At 38.2% G+C, this 23,186-nt stretch carries 16 protein-coding genes, 1 tRNA gene and 1 pseudogene; 12 read left to right on the top strand and 6 right to left on the bottom strand.

The annotated features are described in order from the left end of the window. Positions 1 to 346: 346 nt before the first annotated feature. The 4 genes from ABN256_RS13025 to ABN256_RS13010 all read left to right on the top strand — a co-directional run bounded on the left by ABN256_RS13025 (position 347) and on the right by ABN256_RS13010 (position 7,100). A complete protein-coding gene (locus tag ABN256_RS13025) occupies positions 347 to 1,903 on the top strand; it encodes a type I restriction-modification system subunit M (protein ID WP_239739336.1) in 1,557 nt (518 codons plus the stop codon). After that, positions 1,900 to 3,168, top strand: coding sequence for a restriction endonuclease subunit S (locus ABN256_RS13020; protein WP_239739333.1), 1,269 nt, complete (start codon positions 1,900 to 1,902; stop codon positions 3,166 to 3,168). Before ABN256_RS13025 ends, ABN256_RS13020 begins: the two co-directional genes overlap by 4 nt. Positions 3,169 to 3,296: 128 nt before the next feature. Continuing rightward, complete coding sequence (locus tag ABN256_RS13015) at positions 3,297 to 6,419, top strand: HsdR family type I site-specific deoxyribonuclease (protein ID WP_239739330.1); 3,123 nt, start codon at positions 3,297 to 3,299, stop codon at positions 6,417 to 6,419. Between the two features lie 162 nt (positions 6,420 to 6,581). Further along, on the top strand, positions 6,582 to 7,100 hold the full coding sequence (locus ABN256_RS13010) for a uracil-DNA glycosylase family protein (protein WP_239739328.1): 519 nt from the start codon (positions 6,582 to 6,584) through the stop codon (positions 7,098 to 7,100). 46 nt (positions 7,101 to 7,146) lie between these two features. Here the strand turns inward: ABN256_RS13010 and ABN256_RS13005 are convergent. The 3 genes and pseudogenes from ABN256_RS13005 to ABN256_RS12995 form a co-directional block, all read right to left on the bottom strand. Beyond that, positions 7,147 to 7,390 (bottom strand): annotated as a pseudogene (locus tag ABN256_RS13005) (integrase); the annotation flags it as partial. Between the two features lie 13 nt (positions 7,391 to 7,403). Further along, positions 7,404 to 8,675 carry a tyrosine-type recombinase/integrase gene (locus tag ABN256_RS13000; RefSeq protein WP_239739327.1) on the bottom strand — a complete coding sequence of 424 codons (1,272 nt, stop codon included), beginning with the start codon at positions 8,673 to 8,675 and terminating at the stop codon, positions 7,404 to 7,406. A gap of 317 nt (positions 8,676 to 8,992) precedes the next feature. Then, positions 8,993 to 9,077 (bottom strand) — tRNA-Leu (locus ABN256_RS12995). 1,566 nt (positions 9,078 to 10,643) lie between these two features. Between ABN256_RS12995 and ampH the strand changes: the two genes are divergently transcribed. Further along, positions 10,644 to 11,876 carry a D-alanyl-D-alanine-carboxypeptidase/endopeptidase AmpH gene (gene ampH / locus ABN256_RS12990; RefSeq protein WP_197269636.1) on the top strand — a complete coding sequence of 411 codons (1,233 nt, stop codon included), beginning with the start codon at positions 10,644 to 10,646 and terminating at the stop codon, positions 11,874 to 11,876. 71 nt (positions 11,877 to 11,947) lie between these two features. On the opposite strand, the gene lptG is transcribed toward ampH, so the two are convergent. After that, entirely contained in the window at positions 11,948 to 13,027 is a 1,080-nt protein-coding gene (gene lptG / locus ABN256_RS12985; RefSeq protein ID WP_115351194.1) for an LPS export ABC transporter permease LptG, read from the bottom strand. Continuing rightward, a complete protein-coding gene (gene lptF, locus ABN256_RS12980; protein ID WP_072069541.1) occupies positions 13,027 to 14,124 on the bottom strand; it encodes an LPS export ABC transporter permease LptF in 1,098 nt (365 codons plus the stop codon). The genes lptG and lptF overlap by 1 nt, the downstream gene beginning before the upstream one ends. Positions 14,125 to 14,410: 286 nt before the next feature. Here lptF and pepA point away from each other — a divergent pair, with 286 nt between their 5' ends. The 7 genes from pepA to ABN256_RS12945 all read left to right on the top strand — a co-directional run bounded on the left by pepA (position 14,411) and on the right by ABN256_RS12945 (position 22,583). Next, positions 14,411 to 15,919 (top strand): leucyl aminopeptidase, encoded by a 1,509-nt coding sequence (gene pepA, locus ABN256_RS12975; protein WP_036939243.1) that lies wholly within the window; start codon positions 14,411 to 14,413, stop codon positions 15,917 to 15,919. Between the two features lie 105 nt (positions 15,920 to 16,024). Beyond that, complete coding sequence (locus tag ABN256_RS12970; RefSeq protein ID WP_006535638.1) at positions 16,025 to 16,474, top strand: DNA polymerase III subunit chi; 450 nt, start codon at positions 16,025 to 16,027, stop codon at positions 16,472 to 16,474. Between the two features lie 13 nt (positions 16,475 to 16,487). Continuing rightward, positions 16,488 to 19,376 (top strand): valine--tRNA ligase, encoded by a 2,889-nt coding sequence (locus ABN256_RS12965; RefSeq protein ID WP_196554284.1) that lies wholly within the window; start codon positions 16,488 to 16,490, stop codon positions 19,374 to 19,376. A 372-nt stretch (positions 19,377 to 19,748) separates the two neighbouring features. Beyond that, positions 19,749 to 20,258, top strand: a complete 510-nt coding sequence (locus ABN256_RS12960) for a GNAT family N-acetyltransferase (protein ID WP_196554343.1) — start codon at positions 19,749 to 19,751, stop codon at positions 20,256 to 20,258. A 420-nt stretch (positions 20,259 to 20,678) separates the two neighbouring features. Further along, positions 20,679 to 20,846, top strand: a complete 168-nt coding sequence (locus ABN256_RS12955; protein ID WP_036914671.1) for a YhfL family protein — start codon at positions 20,679 to 20,681, stop codon at positions 20,844 to 20,846. A 210-nt stretch (positions 20,847 to 21,056) separates the two neighbouring features. Further along, the gene (locus tag ABN256_RS12950) at positions 21,057 to 21,416 is read left to right on the top strand and encodes a tetratricopeptide repeat protein (protein WP_197269637.1); all 360 of its coding nucleotides are present in this window, start codon (positions 21,057 to 21,059) and stop codon (positions 21,414 to 21,416) included. Positions 21,417 to 21,713: 297 nt separating this feature from the next. After that, on the top strand, positions 21,714 to 22,583 hold the full coding sequence (locus ABN256_RS12945; protein ID WP_197269638.1) for a pirin family protein: 870 nt from the start codon (positions 21,714 to 21,716) through the stop codon (positions 22,581 to 22,583). Positions 22,584 to 22,693: 110 nt separating this feature from the next. On the opposite strand, the gene rraB is transcribed toward ABN256_RS12945, so the two are convergent. Further along, on the bottom strand, positions 22,694 to 23,128 hold the full coding sequence (gene rraB / locus ABN256_RS12940) for a ribonuclease E inhibitor RraB (RefSeq protein WP_072069545.1): 435 nt from the start codon (positions 23,126 to 23,128) through the stop codon (positions 22,694 to 22,696). Positions 23,129 to 23,186 lie beyond the last annotated feature (58 nt).

Raw genomic sequence — 23,186 nt, 5'->3', positions numbered from 1 at the left:
AGCTAACTTATAAAAATACTTTCTTGGCTTATCAATGAACACTGAGCTTAATCTATCGCTTTATGGTATTATCTGAACAATCATTGTTTAAGTAGAAAAAATAGAATTAGGCATTATTAATCAGTAAGTAACTGTCTATTTTACAGCATTGTCATGACCAAAATAGCCAATCCGTACTACTGCAAAAATTAGCTATGTGCCACTGGTACACCAGATAAATAGTCAACTTAGAAAGTGGATCTCGTTATAGTTGAAAATGGTACTAGTTATTTGTTCAATGCATAGATAATTAACTAATTTAACTGATACAAGAATATACGATTAATAAATCTAAACAGGATAAGAAATGACAAGTCAACAACAACGTGCTGAATTACATCGCCAAATCTGGCAAATCGCTAATAATGTCAGGGGATCTGTTGATGGATGGGATTTTAAACAATACGTTCTAGGGGCTCTTTTTTATCGTTTTATCAGTGAAAACTTTGCTAACTATATTGAAGCTGGTGACGAGAGTATCAAGTATGCAGAATTAGATGACAATATTATCACAGACGATATCAAAGAAGATGCCGTGAGAACGAAGGGATATTTTATTTACCCAAGTCAACTGTTTTGCAATGTAGCAGCAACAGCAAATACTAATGACAGACTAAACGCAGATTTAAACAGTATTTTTGTGGCAATTGAAAGCTCTGCATCAGGCTACCCATCTGAACCCGATATTAAAGGCTTGTTTGCTGATTTTGATACCACCAGCAACCGATTAGGTAGCACAGTAAAAGATAAAAACAGTCGCCTTGCCGCTGTCTTAAATGGGGTAGAAGGCCTGAAGTTAGGGGATTTCGATGCTCATCAAATAGACTTATTCGGTGATGCTTATGAATTTCTGATTTCTAACTATGCCGCAAATGCGGGCAAATCAGGTGGAGAGTTCTTCACACCTCAGCACGTCTCAAAACTAATAGCGCAATTGGCTATGCATGGTCAAACACGTGTCAATAAAATCTATGATCCGGCTTGTGGTTCTGGTTCACTCCTCCTTCAAGCAAAAAAGCATTTTGATAATCACATTATCGAAGATGGCTTTTTTGGTCAGGAAATTAACCATACGACATTTAACCTTGCTCGTATGAACATGTTTCTGCACAACATCAACTATGACAAATTTAATATAAAACTAGGTAACACTCTGCTAGCACCTGAGTTTAAGGATGATAAGCCATTTGATGCAATTGTTTCTAATCCACCGTATTCGGTGAAATGGATTGGTAGTGATGACCCAACACTAATTAATGATGATCGCTTTGCACCTGCGGGAGTATTAGCACCAAAATCAAAAGCTGATTTTGCTTTTGTTCTTCATGCTCTAAATTATCTGTCATCTAAAGGACGAGCAGCCATCGTCTGCTTCCCTGGAATTTTCTACCGAGGCGGCGCGGAGCAAAAAATTCGTCAATACTTGGTTGATAATAACTATGTAGAAACCGTTATTTCATTAGCGCCAAACTTATTCTTCGGAACAAGTATTGCGGTGAATATTTTAGTGCTATCAAAACATAAAACCGATACCCATGTGCAGTTTATCGATGCAAGTGAGTTATTTAAAAAAGAGACCAATAACAATATCCTAACGGATGAACATATCAAAAAAATTATTCAGGTATTTGATAGTAAAGTAGATATCGACTATTTAGCAAAGTCTGTCGAGTATAAAACTATCGCAAGTAATAATTATAACCTGTCTGTCAGTAGCTATGTGGAAGCCAAAGATACACGTGAAGTTGTCGATATCGCTGCACTTAATGCTGAGCTAAAAACGACCGTTAGCAAAATTGATCAGTTACGCAAAGATATTGATGCGATTGTAGCGGAGATTGAAGGTAGTGAGGTACAGGAATGAGTAAGTTGAGCTATCTAGAAAAATTACTAGATGGGGTTGAGGTTGAGTGGTTGCCTTTATGGAAAGTTACTATTTGGGATAAAAAATTTAATGCTGTTGATAGAAAAAAACAACCTAAGGTTATTAATTATCAATACTTACTTGCAGCAGAGCTTTTTAAGTTAGAACAAAAGAATGGTGATGTTTTTTTACTGTCAACTGGTGAGAAAACAGGGTGGACTAACGAGGTATTAGCTGGTTCATATTTACGTGAAGGTGAAGTAGTGACCATTCCTTGGGGAAAATCTCGGCCAGTTAAAGATGTTATAAAGTATTATAAAGGTCGATTCGTAACAGCCGATAATAGGATCGCCACGTCAAACAATACTGCTGTGCTACTGAATAAATATTTGTACTATTGGATGATGCATCAATCACAACTAATTGATAGTTATTATCGGGGTTCTGGAATTCAACACCCAAGTATGGCTGATGTTTTAGATATGTTAATTCCAATTCCTTCAGTTGCAATCCAATCTGAAATCGTACGGATTTTAGATAAATTTACTGCCCTTACCGCTGAGCTTACCGCTGAGCTTACCACACGTAAAAAACAATATAACTACTATCGTGACCGGCTATTGAGTTTTAAAGAAGGTGAGGTTGAATGGAAGACATTGGGGGATGTTACTAAAAAATGGTATTCTGGCGGAACTCCAACAGCAGGTAACCCTGAATATTATGTAAATGGCAAAATTCCATGGTTAAGAACTCAAGAGGTTAAATTTACTGATATTTCAGCAACTGACGTTAAAATAACTGAAGCTGCATTGAAGAATTCATCCGCAAAATGGATCCCTAAAAACTGTGTCATTATAGCAATTTCTGGAGCTACAGCAGGTAGATCAGCTATTAATAAGATACCATTAACTACAAATCAGCACTGTGGCTGTTTAGAAATAGATAGTAAAAAAGCTCTATACCGCTATGTATTTCATTGGGTTAGTTTTAACTACGAAAGTATTAAAGTACTTGGGCAGGGAGCTAGAGGGGATCTTAACTCCACAATCATAAAAAATTTCAAACTACCGATTCCTTATGCCACTAATCCTGAAAAATCACTACAAGAACAAGCAAAAATTGTTGCTGTCCTTGATAAATTCGACGCACTAACAAACTCAATCTCCGAAGGCTTACCCCGTGAAATTGAGCTACGACAGAAGCAATACGAATACTATCGAGATTTATTATTTAACTTTCCCAAACCAAAACCCGTAACCAACTAATATAATCCCCCCTTGTTAGTAAGCGTATTTTGCTGACAAGGTGATCATTTATTTAATCGCCTGATACTCTATACCGTACAAGTATCACTGGCTCACCGAAAAACAGAATAATGAAAGCAGGGAGCAGTATGATGCAACAAACAAAAACGATTGCCGAATCCAATCACTTTATTGTGCTAGATAAATACATCACTGAATGGGAAGCAAATGATCGCTATCAAAGTGAGGCAGAGTTAGAGCGTGAATTGATCCAAGATTTACGCAATCAAGGCTATGAGTTTGTGCCTGATTTAACATCACAATCAGCTATGTTGGCAAATGTTCGAGTTCAACTCCAAACACTGAATAATGTTGTTTTTACAGAAAGTGAATGGCGACGCTTTACCGAGCAATATCTCGATAATCCCAGTGATACGATTGTCGATAAAACACGAAAGATCCACATCGATTATATTTGTGATTTTACTTTTGATGATGGTCGACTAGAAAATATCTACCTTGTTGATAGAAAAAACCTGCTTCATAATAAGGTGCAAGTTATTCAGCAATTTGAACAAACAGGTTCACACGCCAATCGTTATGATGTCACTGTATTAATCAACGGTTTACCATTGGTACAAATTGAGCTGAAAAAGCGTGGCGTAGCGATTAAAGAGGCATTTAACCAGATACACCGTTACAGCAAAGAGAGCTTTAACTCCGATAATTCCCTGTTTAAATATCTGCAAGTTTTCATTATCTCAAATGGCACAGATACCCGCTACTTTGCTAATACCACAAAACGCGATAAAAACAGTTTTGATTTTACTATGAACTGGGCGCGCTCAGATAACACCCTGATTAAAGATCTCAAAGACTTTACGGCAACTTTTTTCCAAAAAAATACATTATTAAACATTTTATTCAATTACAGTGTATTTGATATTAGTAATAACCTGCTAATTATGCGCCCTTATCAAATAGCGGCGACTGAACGAATTTTGTGGAAAATTAACAGTGCCTACCAAGCCAAAAGTTGGAGTAATAAAAATAGTGGTGGATTTATTTGGCATACAACGGGTTCAGGTAAAACCCTGACCAGTTTTAAAGCTGCACGACTGGCGACCGAACTCGACTTCATTGATAAAGTGTTCTTCGTGGTTGATCGTAAAGATCTTGATTATCAAACAATGAAAGAATATCAGCGTTTTTCCCCTGATAGTGTTAATGGTTCTGATAGTACTGCGGGGCTGAAACGTAATCTGGAAAAGAATGATAATAAAATCATTGTGACGACGATCCAGAAACTGAACAACCTGATGAAAGGTGAAACAGATTTACCTATCTACCACCAGCAAGTTGTTTTTATTTTTGATGAATGCCACCGTAGTCAGTTCGGTGAAGCACAAAAGAATCTGAAAAAGAAATTCAAACGATTTTACCAATTCGGTTTCACGGGTACACCGATTTTTGCGGGTAAAAATGCCTTAGGAGCAGAAGATACGGCAAGTGTCTTCGGTACTGAATTACACTCTTACATTATCACCGATGCGATCCGTGATGAAAAAGTGTTGAAGTTTAAGGTAGATTACAATGATGTTCGTCCACAGTTTAAATTGATAGAAACCGAAACGGACGAGAAAAAGCTCAGTGCGGCCGAAAACAAACATGCTCTACTTCACCCTATGCGGATCAGTGAAATTACTCATTACATCCTAAAAAACTTTCGTAAAAAAACACATCGAGCTTTTTCTGGAGCAAAGGGATTTAATGCGATGTTTGCCGTTAGCAGTGTAGATGCAGCAAAAGCCTATTATGAGACTTTTAAACATCTCCAACAGGCTGCTATTGAGCAAGATAATCATTATAAACCACTCAAAGTGGCCACCATCTTTTCTTTCGCTGCCAATGAGGAGCAAGATGCTATCGGTGATATTAATGATGAGAGTTTTGATGTTACTACGATGAACAGCAGTTCACGGGAGTTTTTAGAGTCAGCTATTGACGATTATAATACTGAATTCAAAACCAACTTTAGTACTGATGGTAATAGTTTTCAAAACTACTACCGAGATCTTGCAAAACGAGTTAAAAACCAAGAAATTGACTTACTGATAGTCGTCGGCATGTTCTTAACAGGCTTTGATGCACCAACACTCAATACCTTATTTGTAGACAAAAACCTACGCTATCACGGATTAATGCAGGCATTTTCTCGCACCAATCGAATTTATAATGCCACAAAGACCTTTGGTAATATTGTCACTTTCCGTGATTTAGAGCAGGCAACCGTCGATGCAATTACTCTGTTTGGAAAAAGTAATACCAAAAGTGTTGTAATGGAAAAAAGCTACATCGAGTATATGGAAGGCTTTACAGACAGCTTAACAGGTGAAGCACGACGCGGTTTTATGGATATTGTAAGCGAATTAGAAAACCGCTTCCCTAACCCTGCTGATATTGAATCCGAGAAAGAGAAAAAAGCCTTCATCAAACTATTTGGAGAATATTTACGTGCTGAAAATGTTCTGCAAAACTACGACGAATTTACCTCATTAAAAGCCTTACAAACCGTTAATCTTGATGACCCTGATGCAGTAGAAGCCTTTAAAACCGAACATTATTTGGATGATGAGAAATTCGCAGAACTTCAAATAATACGTTTACCCGCAGATCGCAAGATCCAAGATTATCGCTCAAGTTATAATGATATCCGTGAATGGCAACGTCGTGAACGCGATGCTAATGCTAAAGACAAAAATACCGTTGACTGGGATGATGTCGTTTTTGAGGTGGATTTACTGAAATCACAGGAAATTAACCTCGATTATATTTTAGGGTTAATTTATGACTACAATAAAAATAACACCGATAAAGAGACGCTCAAAGAAGAAATTAAACGTTTAATCCGTGCCAGTTTAGGCAACCGAGCAAAAGAAGGATTAGTCGTTGACTTTATCGAACAAACAAACTTTGATGATATACCAGATAAAACAAGTATCATTGAAACGTTCTATACCTTTGCACAACAAGTCCAACAACGTGAAGCGGATGCGTTAATCAAAGAGGAAAATTTGAACGAAGCCGCTGCACGACGTTATATCAGTACCTCATTAAGACGCGAATATGCCACTGAAAATGGTACTGCGTTAAATGAGACTCTCCCCAAACTCAGTCCGCTTAATCCTCAATACAAAACTAAAAAACAAACTGTGTTTCAAAAGTTTGTGGCTTTTATTGAGAAATTTAAAGGAGTGGGGGGGAACGTATAACATATCATCTAATTTACTAGTACATCTGATTTTGACAATATCAAACTCGTGATCATGCTAAATAAAATTAGACATAGTACTACATTTTATCGTCTACGATCCCCCTATGACCGTAATTTAACCCCTTCCTAATAGGTTAGTAATACGTTTGAGGAAAAGTATATGACTAAATTTTTACCTTTTATTGGTCGTAAATATAACAATAGTATCTATGAAGTGAGAGTTATGATCTTAGGATTATCTCATTATGGTGATTACGAAGATCAATATCACGAATTTACAAGAGATGTTATAAATGAAAATGCCTATTCAACAGGAAATAGATTTTTTACGCTTTTAACTAACTTATTACGTTTATCTAAAATAGCGCCAAGTGATGATGAAAGAAAAGCTGCATGGGAACATGTTGTTTTTTATAACTATATACAAGATATTGTTGGAGCTACAGGAAGGATATCACCCACAACAGAAATGTGGAATGCAGCAAAACGCCCATTTTTAAATGTAGTTCAAGAATTGAAACCACAATTAATCATTGTTTTAGGTACCCAATTATGGGATCAACTTCCTGAAATTAATGGAATTGAATGGTGTTATGTGAAGCACCCTAGTTCAGGAAGCTTTTCATATGATGAAGCTTTCCAAAGTTTTCAAGAAGCGCTAAAACGTATAAAAAAATAATTCACACAGTAACCATCTTTACGTATAGACGTAAAGATGGCTACTGTTATTTAAATTTTATACTCAACACATTACTCAAACTCCTTTCCAACTCATCCATATAATCCGCATACCACTGCATCATTTCTCTGCCGCCCATCCATATACTGAGCATGATTATACGTGCCACGGATCGCATACTTATCGATATATCCAGTTCAGTCCATGTAGAGTTATCTTTTTTCATGCAAAATTGTGCTCATCGTATAGAGGAATACATCCCCTGTCAGCCTCCCTTTATATCCGACAATTCAATGTTCTAATTTAAATTGCCTTTAATGGATTACCCGACTTAGCAAAACTAAACGGCGAAATTTCCCTTTCCCTATTCGCATCTAGATAATCAGCCCACCACTGCACCATCAGTCGCCGTTCCTCAATATGCTCTGCTTTATGAATATAAGCAGCTCTTACTGAGTTTCGTTCTTGGTGGCTCATCTGCCTTTCTACTGCATCCTTCGACCATAGCCCTGACTCGATCAGCGAGCTACACGCCATCGTTCTAAAACCATGACCACAAACTTCTGTCTTAGTGTCATAGCCCATCACGCGTAATGCGTTGTTAACCGTATTTTCACTCATAGGTTTTCTAGGGTTATGATCGCCAATAAAAATCAGTTCATGGTTGCCGCTGAATTGATAGAGCTGTTTTAAGATCTCAATGGTTTGTCTACTTAAAGGGACTAAATGAGTAGTACGCATTTTTGATCCGCGATGTGAATGCTTAACCCCTTCTATCGCTTCTCTTTCAGCGGGGATCGTCCACATGGCATTTTCAAAATCGATTTCATCCCAACGAGCGAAACGGAGTTCACTGGAACGAATGAAGACTAACAAGGTAAGTTTGACTGCAAGCTTAGTTAACGGTCTTCCCTTATAATCATCGATGCGTTGTAAGAACTCAGGTAAGCGTTTAAGCTCTAATGCGGCTCTATGAACTCGTTTACCAGTGGCAACTGCGCCAGCCATATCTTGCGCTGGGTTATAGTCGATTAAACCGCTTTGTACGGCATAACGCATTATGGCAGTCACACGTTGCTGTAAACGCGCCGCCACCTCAAGACGTCCAGACATCTCTACGTCTTTAATCGGTTCGAGTAGGTCACGAGTTTTCAGTTCAGCAATATTACGTTTACCTATAGAGGCAAAGATATTGTCTTCAAGACTTTTTAATACTCGATGGCTATGCCCCTCTGACCACTTCTTATTCGTTGCGTGCCAATCGCGAGCAACCTTCTCAAAGGTATTAAATTCCTTTTGTTGTTCTTCCTTTAATTCTTTCTTGAGTTCGCGTGGATCGATGCCTAAAGCAACTTGTTTTCTGGCAGCATCCCTTCTTTCTCTTGCATCTGCTAAAGAAATTTCAGGGTATACACCAAAAGCCATCAAATGTTGTTTGCCACCAAAGCGAAAACGGAAACGCCAATATTTAGAACCATTGGGGTGAATATAAAGAAACAAGCCATTACTGTCTGTCAGTGTATAAGCTTTCTCTTCAGGTTTAGCTGCACGAACTTTTGTATCGGTTAATGCCATATTCTTTGTCCTCTTCACCCCTGAGTGAGTATATAAACAAGATATCTCAGATTACTGTTGATGATTTCAAGTTACATAAACAACTAAGTGCCTACGCCACAGGCTTCACCTGCATTGCACTATCATCGGTAATACGAGGTAAAATGAGTATACATTCATTATCGAAGCGATGTATATACTCAGATGTATACTCACTCGGAGGTTGATGTGGGTTGAGTTAGATTGACATGCATTGACTGAAAACGTGGGAAAAGCCTTGCTAACATTGGATTTTAGATACAAAAAAAGACGTCCATTGACGTCCATTGATGTTCTTATGGTGCCGAAGGCCGGACTCGAACCGGCACACCCGAAGGCGGTTGATTTTGAATCAACTGCGTCTACCAATTTCGCCACTCCGGCACTGAAGTGTATTTGGAAAACCTGCCCATTATACTTGCGTGAAGAAGCCTCGCAACAATTATTGTTAGTTTTCAGTTTGATTGGCGAAAAAAAGTGCACTTATGTTGTAGAGTTACCATAAAAGTACAATTGTGTGTTACCCAAAAGCGACTGCTGTGTAGGTTTAAGTCGCATTGTATCAATCATCAAAATTCTTTGAGACAATTTGACCTGTTTTTTATTTATTTTTATTCTTTTTATGTATTTTTTATTTCACTCTAATTTATTTAAGAATAAATTAATAGCAATTATATTTACTTACTCTTCTAGAGTAATATCTTTTTTCATTAAAGTAATCTTTTAATTATTATTATCCAATAAGATCGAAATATTATTTTTTATATAACGATAAATAAAAAAAGGATCAAAACTTGGGTTAGTGTTTTGATCCAACAGTACTGCTAATAGAGGGCTTAATTTTATTTTAATGACTATAAGTTATTTTTATAGTGTCACTGCCCTTTTCTTCCCTGGTGTGAGGAAGAAGGTAGTTATATTTTAATATGATAAATAAACTTCTTTATCGGTACTGCATTTTATTGATATAAAGGTACTTATTACTAAACTAACAAACTTACTTTTAAAACAAAGGTATACATTACTACTATAACGAAAATTCTACTATCTAATATAAAGGTACTTTTTTACTGCTATAACGAAGGTACTACTATCTAATATCAAGGTATTTATAACTAAATTAATAAACTTAATTTTAAAACAAAGGAACTACTATTTAATATAATGGTGTTGAAATACTACTACTAATATATAAATAATTTTATTATTTAAGAGGCCATTTTATAATATGCCTTCTTATTGCTTCACTCTATTATTGCTGTGTTATCTTTGCTCTGTAACGCTTATATTCTCAGTCTCTCGACTTGATGAAACTATAATAAGTTTAATTTCACGTTCCCACAATCACTAAATTATTACAAAATATGACACAGTCTTATATTACATTTATAAAATATTGCAAATAACTCTAAATTAGAATCCACTTGAATTAAAATCTTAAAAAATCAAAATTTATAGAAATTAAACTCCATCCATTAACATTTGCTTGATATACACATTTTAACTTAATAATAAAGAAAAACTGATAATAGAGTTAAAATATACGATAAATGAGGGAGATTGTAACTTAACGGTAATACTTATCTCATTTTTAGATGAGAAATAGGAGAGAATTATCTTTTTATGATGCAGTTTTTCTTCACTATCTTTATATCAGAGACAATTTGACACATTTAATGTCAACTTTCTGATAACTGGCACTTGCACTGATAGACATTCTTATTTCTGATAATATAATCAAAATTTGGTTTAAATCGGATTAGAAGGCGGTGTTATGGGCATTGTTGGCTGGATTATAACGGGTATATTTGTTGGTATTATCTTAGGTGCCGTATTAAAAATGATAAAGAAAAAATAGCGCGACGCGATAAGAAAGGCACCAAATTAAAACATAAACCACTTATGTTGATCGCACTCCTTTCACCTCACTGACTTCTGTTGAAAGTAAAAATGAAAAAACATTTTCTAAAATATCTTATGATCCCAGTCGCTTTGCTGACATTGAATGCCTGTAGCCAGCATTCATCGCTGCCACCAGCAACGCAACCTTCTATGTTAAATCAGCAGAATAATAATGTACCTGAACTTACACAATGGCCTACAGCATTAAGCCCTAATGTGAGTAATGCGCGAGTGTTGTTTGATAAATACTCGTCTCAAATCTATCAAAAAAGTAATCCTCAAGGCATGGTTATTGTCATGATCAATAACTCTCAAACCTTAAATCGTGCTTTTGGAACCACAACACCAGAAAGCCGCAATACACCATCCATGAATTCACTTATTCGTATTGCTTCAATTACAAAGTTAATGACCAGTGAAGTCATGTTAAAACTACAAGATGATGGGAAATTATTAGTTACTGATCCATTACAGAAATACAATTACTATGGTGTTGATATCCCATTAGTGAGAACTCAATCACCTATCCGTCTTTATCATTTAGCTAGTCATACCAGTGGTTTTCCTCGAGAACAACCAGGTGGAAAATGGGGAAGACCCGTTTTTATTTGGCCAACTCATGGCGACCGTTGGAACTGGTTAAAAAAAGCAACATTAACATCGCCTGCTGGAGATCAAGCTGCATATTCAAATTTAGCGTATGACTTATTAGCAGATGCCTTAGTGAAAGCATCCGGTAAAAGTTATCCGCAACTATTAAAACAATATGTTACTCAACCGGCAGGAATGACCAATACCACATTGACGCCAACCCCCGCACAATGCCAACGATTATTAGTCGGGTATAAACCAAGCCCATGTTCTGACACGATAGCAGCAGCAGGAAGTGGTGGTGTGTATTCAACGCCAGCAGATATGCAACGTTGGATGCAAGGCTTTTTGACCTCTCATAATGCCATGCGAAAAGCAACAGCAAGTAAAGAGCAGTCTGTCTATTTTCCTCGTAATCGGCTCTCTTCAATAGAAGGAATGGATGTTGCGGGTCGTGCCGATGGTGTAGGTTTAGGCTGGGTTTATATGGCTCCAGCTAATGGAGTTCCAGCTATCTACCAAAAAACTGGCGGTGGTGGTGGATTTAATACCTATATGGCAACAATACCTGAATTAAATATTGGTGTATTTGTTGTGATCACTCGTAAACCAAATGGCACTAAATTTAGTGAAGTGACTCAAGGTACTAATGCTCTTGTTCGCGCACTTGCCAAAGACTTCTATCAGTAGTGTTCAGTCTCTCGCAATAGTGCTAAAAAAAGCGCCTTTAAGGCGCTTTTTGCTTTTTAGTCTGCTGCTATCTAACGATTACGCCTCATCAATAGCCATAAACTTAATGTTAGGAATAATATTCCTGGCACTAATGCTGCAATCACAGCAGGTATGCCATAAACCAAACTTAATCGTCCTGAAACTTCATTGACGATATAGAATAGGAAACCAAAAGAGATACCTGTTAAAACTCTTAATCCCATTGGCACCGTACGTAATGGGCCAAAGATAAATGACAATGCCATCAGCATCATTACTGCAACAGAGACTGGTGCAAAGATTTTTTTCCAGAAATTCAGCTCATAGTTTGCTGATTCCTGTCCACTCTGTTTGAGATATTTAACATATTGATAGAGCCCACTAATCGATAATGCATCAGGATCTAAGGCCACAACGCTCAATTTTTCTGGCGTTAATCGTGTTGGCCATTCAAGTGATACTTGTTTTTTGCCTGTGATTTTTTGTGGATCTGTTAAGTCTGACTGTTCGACTTGTTTTAACATCCACGTTTTTTTATCGACATCATAGGTTGCACTTGATGCATAACGCACAATTTCTAGTTTTCTATCATTATTAAAATCATAGAGTGTGATGCCTTGCATCTCATTTTGGCTCTTTATTCGGTTGATATGAATAAATTGGTTGCCATCTTTAGCCCACATACCACGGTTAGTGGAAACTAAAGAGTTACCCATGATTTTTTCAGCACGATAGTTACGTGCATATTGTTCACCTTGTGGTGCCCCCCATTCGCCAATCAGGACTGTCAACAGTACTAATGGAATAGCGGTTTTCATCACAGAGCCAGCAATTTGCAAACGTGTAAAACCAGATGCCTGCATGACCACCAGCTCACTACGAGTTGCCAATGCGCCTAACCCTAATAATGCACCAAGTAACGCAGCCATGGGGAAGAAAATCTGCACATCTTTAAGGATATTTAAGATCGCATAAATACCCGCATCAAGTGTAGTGAAATCCCCTTGCCCTACTTTACGGAGTTGATCGACAAATTTGATAATGCCAGATAAAGAAACCAGCAAAAATAGTGTCATCAAAATCGACTGTAAAATAGTACGCCCGATATATCTATCTAATACACCAAACATCAGGCAACTCCTTTCTTAAAGCGAGCTCGGAATTTACGCATAGGCAAGGTATCCCAAATATTCAATAAGATAGCTAAGCCAAGATAAACACCATTAACACTCCACATCGCAATGAGAGGATCAACTTTTCCTTTTTCGCCATTAGAATGTAGCGAACTTTGTAATAAGAAAAAGACCAGATAAAGCAACATTGCGGGTAACATACTTAATACTCGGCCTTGGCGTGGATTAACCTCACTTAAAGGCACTACCATCACAGCCATAATGACAACAGAGAAAATCAAGGTTAATCGCCAATGGAATTCAGCGATAGATTCTGTTTCATTAGAATGCCAAAGTTCTGTCATCGTTTTTTGTTCTACACGATTACTGCTAATGGTAGATTCACGATGCCCGATAACAGCTTGGTAGTCATTAAAATCGGTGATACGAAAATCACGTAATACAGCCGTACCTTCATAGCGAGTTCCCTCACTGAGCACAACAATCTGATTTCCGTTAGGCAATTCCTTGGTATAGCCTTTATCTGCCACCACAACCGATGGACGCTGATCTTGCGTTGGACGTAACTGTGCGAGGAACACATCTTGGAATTGGTTACCTTTCACGCTACCAAGATAAAGCACCATATTACGGTCACTGGACATTTTAAATTGTCCTTCCATCAAGGCCGCCAAACTTGGGTTTGCCTTGGCATCTTCAAGCACTTGCTCTTGATGTGCTGATGACCATGGAATAAGCCAAATAACATTCCCTGCGGCTAATGCGCTGGTCAGTAATGAAAGCAATAGTGCTGCTTGCACTAATGCTTTTTTACCTATCCCACACGCATTCATGACGGTTATCTCACTTTCAACATAAAGTTTGCTGTAAGTCATCAGAAGCCCAAGAAAGAGGCTTAATGGAAGAATAAGCTGTGCCATCTCTGGAATTCCCAGCCACAGCAGAGAAACCACGAGGTTTGTAGGAATGTTACCTTCAACAGCAGCCCCTAAAATTTCAACCAGTTTCTGGCTAAAGAAGATAAGCATCAAAATAAATAAGATGGCTATCTGACTTTTAAGGGTTTCCCGAGCTAAATATCGAATTATAATCACGCTAGTTATGCCTGTGAAAACTTGTCTTTTTGCAGGAAAATCGCTAACTTCGTTGTATATCTATCATTTGTGCATCTCAGTTAGACATTCTTGCAGCCCAAATGATATCAAAACATGCTATAAACAGGTTCCCAATAAGAACAAGCTTATAAGTTAGCTAAATTAGTTGTGTTCAATTAATGCATTTAGCTTAACATAAAAAGTAAACTTTCTATGGGGTAGATTAATGCGGATCACTATTCTAAACGATACTTTCCGTTTTTGTCTTTAATATTCAGGAGAACGCATGGAGTTTAATGTAAAAAGCGGCAGCCCAGAGAAACAACGCAGCGCTTGTATTATCGTGGGGGTGTTTGAGCCTCGTCGTTTATCTCCGATCGCGGAGCAACTTGATAAAATCAGTGATGGCTATATCAGCGCCTTATTACGCAGAGGTGAGCTGGAAGGCAAAGTTGGACAATCATTGCTGTTACATCATGTACCTAATGTTCTCTCTGAGCGCGTTTTACTGATCGGTTGCGGTAAAGAGCGTGAGTTGGATGAACGTCAATATAAACAAATCATTCAAAAAACCATTAATACGCTCAATGAAACTGGCTCAATGGAAGCAGTCTGCTTTCTCACTGAGTTACATGTTAAAGGTCGTAATAACTACTGGAAAGTACGTCAAGCGGTTGAGACTGCAAAAGACTGCCTCTATACTTTTGATCAACTAAAAAGCAATAAGACAGAATTACGTCGTCCATTACGTAAGATGGTCTTTAATGTTCCTACTCGCCGTGAACTACCTAGTGGCGAACGTGCCATTGCTCATGGTTTAGCTATCGCATCAGGCATTAAAGCATGTAAAGATTTAGCAAACATGCCACCCAATATCTGTAATGCAGCTTATTTAGCTTCTCAAGCACGTCAATTAGCAGACTCTTCTTCAAATGTTTCTACGCGTGTTATTGGCGAAGAGCAAATGAAAGAGCTCAACATGAATGCTTACCTTGCGGTAGGTCAGGGCTCTCAAAATGAATCTTTAATGTCTATCATTGAGTACAAAGGCAGTAAAGATCCTGAAGCTCGCCCTATTGTATTGGTGGGTAAAGGGCTAACATTTGACTCTGGTGGTATTTCTATCAAACCTGCTGACGGTATGGATGAGATGAAATATGACATGTGTGGTGCTGCAACAGTCTATGGTGTGATGCGTGTGGTTGCAGAACTGCAATTACCGATTAACGTCATTGGTGTACTAGCAGGTTGTGAAAATATGCCGGGTGGAAAAGCCTATCGTCCTGGTGACATTTTAACAACCATGTCCGGCCAAACCGTTGAAGTATTAAACACTGATGCTGAAGGTCGCTTAGTGCTATGTGATACGTTAACTTATGTTGAACGTTTTGAGCCTGAGTTAGTTGTCGATATCGCAACATTAACAGGTGCATGTATGGTGGCTTTAGGTCATCACTACAGTGGATTAATGTCTAACCATAATCCATTAGCACATGAGTTAATGAATGCATCAGAACAAGCCGGTGACCGCGCTTGGCGCTTACCATTAGGTGATGAGTTCTATGAACAAATCGAATCAAATTTTGCTGATTTAGCCAATACAGGTGGTCGCTTAGGTGGTGCAATTACTGCGGGTTGTTTCTTAGCGCGTTTTGCGACGAAATATAACTGGGCTCACTTAGATATTGCGGGTACAGCATGGCGTTCTGGTAAAGCCAAAGGCGCAACAGGTCGTCCTGTTTCTTTACTGTCTCAGTTCTTACTTAATCGCGCGGGTTTGAATAGCGACGAGTAATACCGCATAATTATCAGGGTTAAGGTATTACCCTATTATTATGGTAAATAGCGCAGACTCCAAGAAGGGTATTGCAACGCAATACCCTTCTGTTATCGGGATATCATGAAAAACGCCACGTTTTATTTAATGGAACACCCATCAATACACGATGATTTACAGGCTCATGAGTGGCTTGCCTGTCAACTTACCGCTGAACATTGGCGATTAGGCAAACGTATTTTATTGGTTTGTGAGTCTCAGGCTCAAGCTGAATTGCTTGATGAGGCATTATGGGCCAGAGAACCTCATCAGTTTGTTCCTCATAATCTTGCAGGTGAAGGCCCTCGTTATGGCGCTCCTGTTGAATTATGTTGGCCTGGAAAACGTGGTAACGCACCTCGTGATCTCTTGATTAATTTGCAATCGCAATTCGTAGACTTTGCCACAGCTTTCCATGAAGTGATAGACTTTGTACCTATTGATGAACAATTGAAACAGTTGGCGCGTGAACGATATAAAATTTATCGTAGCGTCGGCTTTACTTTGACAATGGCTACGCCGCCAACCTATTGAATACGTAAAAAATATGGAAAATAAATCCGCACCGAAAGAGCCATCGCTCGACACAACTTATAATCCAGCAGAGATTGAACAACCTCTGTATCAGCATTGGGAAAAAAACGGCTACTTTAAAGCCAATGGCGATACAACAAAAGAAAGCTTCTGTATCGTGATCCCACCGCCAAACGTCACTGGTAGCCTACATATGGGCCATGCTTTCCAGCAGACCATTATGGATACCATGATCCGTTATCAGCGCATGCAAGGTAAAAACACTTTATGGCAATCAGGGACTGACCATGCGGGTATCGCAACTCAAATGGTCGTTGAGCGTAAAATTGCTGCTGAAGAAGGTAAAAATCGTCATGACTATGGTCGTGATGCATTTATCGACAAAATTTGGGAATGGAAAGCTGAATCAGGTGGCAACATTTCTAACCAAATGCGTCGTTTAGGTAACTCTGTTGATTGGGAACGTGAACGTTTCACAATGGATGAAGGGTTATCGAAAGCGGTTAAAGAAGCTTTTGTTCGCTTACATAAAGAAGATCTTATCTACCGTGGTAAACGCCTTGTAAACTGGGATCCTAAATTACATACTGCAATTTCTGATCTAGAAGTTGAGAACCGCGAAGTTAAAGGATCTATGTGGCATCTGCGTTATCCTTTAGCGGATGGGGCAAAAACAGCAGAAGGTAAAGATTACCTCATTGTTGCAACAACACGTCCTGAAACCATGTTAGGTGATACTGGTGTTGCGGTTAATCCAGAAGATCCTCGTTATAAAGATTTAATTGGTAAAGAAATTATTCTACCAATCGTAAACCGTCGTATTCCTATTTTAGCGGACGAACACGCTGATATGGAAAAAGGTACAGGTTGCGTAAAAATCACCCCTGCCCACGACTTTAATGACTATGAAGTTGGACGCCGTCATCAATTACCCATGATTAATATCATGGACTTTGATGGCAATATCCGTGCTAGCGCAGAAGTCTTAGACACCAATGGTGTTGAGTCAGATGTTTACAGTACTGAAATTCCAGAAGCCTACCAAGGTATGGAACGCTTTGCAGCACGTAAAGCAATGATTGCTGAATTTGAACGTCTAGGTTTATTAGAAGAGATCAAACCTCACGATTTAACCGTACCTTACGGCGACCGTGGTGGTGTCGTTATCGAGCCTTTATTAACAGACCAATGGTATGTTCGCGCGGCGCCTTTAGCGAAACCTGCGGTTGAAGCGGTTAAAAATGGCGATATCCAATTTGTACCAAAACAGTATGAAAACATGTACTTCTCTTGGATGAATGATATCCAAGATTGGTGTATTTCTCGTCAACTGTGGTGGGGTCACCGTATTCCGGCTTGGTACGACAATGAAGGTAATGTTTATGTTGGTCGTGACGAAGAAGAAGTGCGTCGTGAAAACAATATCGCCGCTGATGTGGCATTACGCCAAGATGAAGACGTACTCGATACGTGGTTCTCATCTGCACTGTGGACATTCTCAACATTAGGCTGGCCTGAAAATACCGAAGCACTGAAAACATTCCATCCAACGAATGTATTAGTCAGTGGCTTTGATATCATTTTCTTCTGGATTGCTCGCATGATCATGATGACCATGCACTTCATCAAAGACGAAGACGGTAAACCGCAAGTTCCATTTAATACGGTTTATATGACGGGTCTTATCCGTGATGAAGAAGGCCAGAAGATGTCAAAATCCAAAGGTAACGTACTTGATCCTCTGGATATGATCGACGGTATTTCATTAGAAAACCTGTTAGAAAAACGTACTGGTAATATGATGCAGCCACAAATGGCTGAAAAAATTGCTAAACGTACTAGCAAAGAGTTCCCAGAAGGTATTGAAGCACACGGTACAGATGCCCTGCGCTTTACCTTAGCGGCATTAGCTTCAACAGGTCGCGATATTAACTGGGATATGAAACGCCTATCTGGTTACCGTAACTTCTGTAACAAGCTGTGGAACGCAAGCCGCTTTGTTCTGATGAATACTGAAGATCAAGATTGTGGCTACCAAGGTGGTGAGATGACATTCTCACTGGCTGACCGTTGGATCTTAGCTGAATTTAACAATACCGTTAAAGCCTATCGTGAAGCGTTAGACAACTATCGTTTCGATATCGCTGCGGGTATTTTATATGAGTTCACTTGGAACCAATTCTGTGACTGGTATCTTGAGCTATCAAAACCTGCGGTACACAAAGGTAATGATGCACAAAAACGTGCAGCACGTCATACACTGATTGAAGTGTTAGAAGGCTTACTGCGTCTTGCTCACCCTATTATTCCATTTATCACTGAAACAATCTGGCAACGAGTGAAGGAAGTTAAAGGCATTGAAGGTGAAACCATCATGCTACAAGCTTTCCCTGAGTTCGATGCTTCATTAGTGGATGAACACGCACTTAGCGATCTTGAGTGGATCAAAGAAGTGATTGTTGCAGTTCGTAATATCCGTGCTGAAATGAATATAGCTCCGGGCAAACCACTTGATGTTATTTTACGTGGTGCGGATGACAATGCTAAGCGCCGTGTCAGTGACAATATTGGTTTCTTAAAAGCGATGGGTCGTTTAGCTGATATTCGTCCATTAGCAGAAAGTGAAGAAGCGCCATTATCAGTGACTAAATTGGTTAGCGGTGCCGAATTGCTTATCCCGATGGCTGGCTTTATTGATAAAGATGCAGAGCTTGCACGTTTAGATAAAGAGCTTGAAAAAGTAGAGAAAGATATCACAACTTTAGACAGCAAATTATCTAACGATGGCTTTGTTAGCCGTGCACCAGAAGCGGTTGTTGCTAAAGAGCGTGAACGCTTAGCAACATGCTTAAGCGCAAAAGAAAAGCTAATCGCACAGAAAGTCTCTATCGCCTCTTTATAAGCACTATCGCTTTAAAGGCACAGAGATTGTTAATAAAAACCCGCGTTTATCGCGGGTTTTTGCTTAGTTTTTTCAGCAAAAAATAAAACCATTTTTCACTTCATTTTTTACTATTCTCGGTTCTATACTCGTTAATATATCTTTCTATCCCTTATTTTCGCTTAAATTTAATCACCCACTAAAATATAACGCTAGGAATAAAGGGAATAGGTAAGCAAAGAAAACGAGCTAACGGTTTACAAACACGCTTAATCAATTAAGATAGTTTTCGTAGCTATCCGTGCTACTTTCAATGAAGAAGTTCCTTTCCGGTGCTCTCTCAATACGTAATCAAAAAATATTCTACTAATAAGTGAAACGATGAGTGCAACTATGACTGCAACCCAAATTATAGCCCCAAATATTATTATTCGAGCGATTGAAGAAAAAGACAATGCAGGTATTGCACGCGTTATTCGTGAAGTCTCTGCTGAGCACGGTTTAACTGCTGATAAAGGCTTTGCGGTTGCCGATCCGATTTTAGATACTCTCTATGAAGTTTATCATCAGCCACGTAGCGCTTACTGGGTTGTTGAAATGGAGGGAGAAATTGTTGGCGGTGGCGGTGTCGCACCACTTGCTGGTGGTGATGGCAATACCTGTGAATTACAAAAAATGTATCTTTCATCCAAACTGCGTGGCAAAGGCATTGCAAAAAAAATCGTTCTACAATCTCTTGAGTTCGGTAAAGCACAAGGCTTTAGCCGTTGCTATTTAGAAACCACCGACATCTTAAAAGCGGCGGTGGGCTTATATGAGAAATTAGGATTCGAATTTATTGATGAAGCCTTAGGTAATACAGGACATAGTGATTGTGAAATTCGTATGGTGAAATCACTTTAAGCGTTCTCGTTGTTCCCTACGTAATACAATAAATAAAATAAGTACGACTTTACCCGCATTTCTTATGCGGGTTTTTATTATCAAAAATAGCATCTATAAACACAAATTCTATTTTTTAAAATGATATAAAAGAACTCTATTTACCCTCTATTTGTTCAAATTGATTTATTATTAAATTATTAGCTATTTATTATTCAATAATTCCTTATCTTAAATATCATTAAAAAACACAAGTTTATTTTTTTACTCATTTCACTCTGGATAATTATATTTCACTTCTTAAGTTAAATATTTTTTAGCATCTTTTCTATTTTAAATTTTCTTATTTTTTAGATTGCTATTTATCGCTAATTTAATATCTTTATGCAGATAAAGTCATGTAATGGCTTTTATAACTCTAAAATTTAAAAGGAATTTTTCATGAAAAACTTTGTTAAAATTGCACTTATTGCTTCTGTAATTACCGTAATGACTGGTTGTACTGGTAGCGTGTACAATAAAGAAAAAGACTGTAACTACGACTACTTACTGCACCCAGCAGTTTCTATTTCTAAAATCATTGGCGGTTGTGGCGACACAAGCAAATAAGATTTAAGAAATAAACGTATTAATAAACTACATTCTGACTTATTGTTGCTAAGAAAGAATGTGGTTTTTATTATTTCATATTTTATATTTTCAACCATTTTTTATGGTTCGCATTCCTCACCACCATAAGAAATCAGAGCTTAGTGTTTCCATTTTAATGGAAGATAGATTAAATTAATCATTAATAAAATCTATTTTAGGTAATTTTATATGACATTAAGCTACAAGATTATTATCGTCACATTATTTTTATCTATTCCTATATTGGCCTATTCCTCCCCCCAAGTTAAATGCATTTCCGAAGAAAAAAACTTTTCCACATGTGAGATATTAGCAAAACAAGGAGACGATAAGGCATTATTAGTACTTGGACGTTTCTATGAAACGGGTACTGGAATTGAGAAAAATGTAGAGAAAGCAGAACAAATCTATCAACTCTTAGCAGATAAAAATGATGCTGATGGATTTAATCAACTGGCAATGCTTAAAGAAGATCAGGGTAAAAAACAAGAAGCTATCAAAGATAGGAAGGATCTAATTACAATGAATTTGCTAGATTTACTGTACTAATATGGTTTTGGTAAAAAATGTGATATCAGCCAAGCGATAAAAATATACTAAAATGCGGTAAATAAAGATGTATAAATATTTAGCCTTTCGTAGTCACCAAATTACACATTCAATCAATATGCCTATTTATTTTTAGAAGTTTGTTCATTTTTTTTGAACACCATCAACAAATTCCCCCTATTTTGTTCATCATGAGAACACTTTATGATCAGCTTCATTAAGAAATCGCAATAATCTGTATTACCTCCTTCTGTGTCTTGGTTATTGCGGTTTCTTTCCTTAACTCGGAGAACAATCATGACTATCAGACAGATTAATCATATTTATTCGGCGCCAAATTCACACTGGGTAGGTAATGGCTTTCCAGTCAGCACCTTATTTTCCTATCAGGAAAATGGTGAGAAACATAGCCCGTTTCTGCTGATGGATTATGCCGAGCCAACACTGTTTAAACCTGTTACCAATGCCCGTGGTGTAGGAGCACATCCTCATCGTGGATTTGAAACCGTAACAATCGCCTATCAAGGTGAGGTTTCTCATCATGACTCTAAAGGCCATGCAGGAACTATTACCGCAGGTGATGTGCAATGGATGACAGCCGCTTCTGGCATTTTGCATAAAGAGTATCACTCTGAAAAGATGACTAAAGAAGGTGGTGTACTGGAGATGGTGCAACTTTGGGTGAATCTGCCGACAGCGTACAAAATGACACAGCCTCGTTATCAGGCGCTGAAAGCAGAGGATATCCCTCATGTTGGATTACCTAATGATCAAGGCTATGTCCGAGTGATCGCAGGTAATTATGCTAATACCCAAGGTATCGCAATGACCTACTCACCACTTAATGTGTGGGATCTGCGCTTAAATCGTGCTGGTGTTTCACACTACAGTATTCCTGAAGGTCATAATGCAATGCTGTTTGTGGTGAAAGGTGCTGTACATATCAATGACAGTGAAATTGCCCGTCAACATGACATGGTAGTATTAGATAATTATGGCGATACACTGACATTAGAATCAATGGGTGACACCATTGTTTTAATTCTCACTGGTGAGCCAATTAATGAACCAATTGCAGGACAAGGGCCTTTTGTAATGAACACTCAAGAAGAGTTACAACAAGCTTTTGATGATTATGACAATGGCAAATTTGGTGTGATGGATTAATGGCTCTCCCCTTAAAACCAATAACACCAGTCACAAAGCAGTAATTTTGTGGCTGGTGTTATTATTTTGCACTGATAAATCAGGTACAAAGGGACAACATTTAGCAAAAATTAATGTAAACGTGATGACTTATCAGACTCTCCATCTTCGCCGTCTTCGTCTTCACCGTCTTCATCATCATACTCAGCGTCAGGATCTTCAAAGTAAGTTCCCCAACCATCGTAATAAACACCCATTTTTTCAGCTAAATTCATTAACTGTTCAACTTGAGCATCAATAAGCTCAGCATTTAAACCGCTTTCACTCACAGCATCAAAGCAAACTAAAATTTCACCTGATTCTACTTCAATTTCTTCAGGTTCAGTCACTTCATAACCTAATTTAAATACTTCAACTGCCGCTTTTTCTAGTGTTTCGAAGTTTTCACAAGAGATGTGGTGTTCGATAGCATACAGCGCATCAGGATCACTACCATCTTCAAGTAATTCTTCAATAATAAGACGTGTTTCTTCACGTTGTTCTGCTAATTCTTTGCTGTCCGCCATAATCATGCTCCGCAATAGTCTGAAAAGGTATCTTGTTCATTCTCCCACAGGGCGAATC

This window comes from Proteus sp. fly-1008, from assembly GCF_040140305.1.
GTDB lineage: Bacteria > Pseudomonadota > Gammaproteobacteria > Enterobacterales > Enterobacteriaceae > Proteus > Proteus vulgaris_B.
Note: the sequence above shows the minus strand (reverse complement) of the source record. Positions and strands in the feature narration are given on the sequence as shown.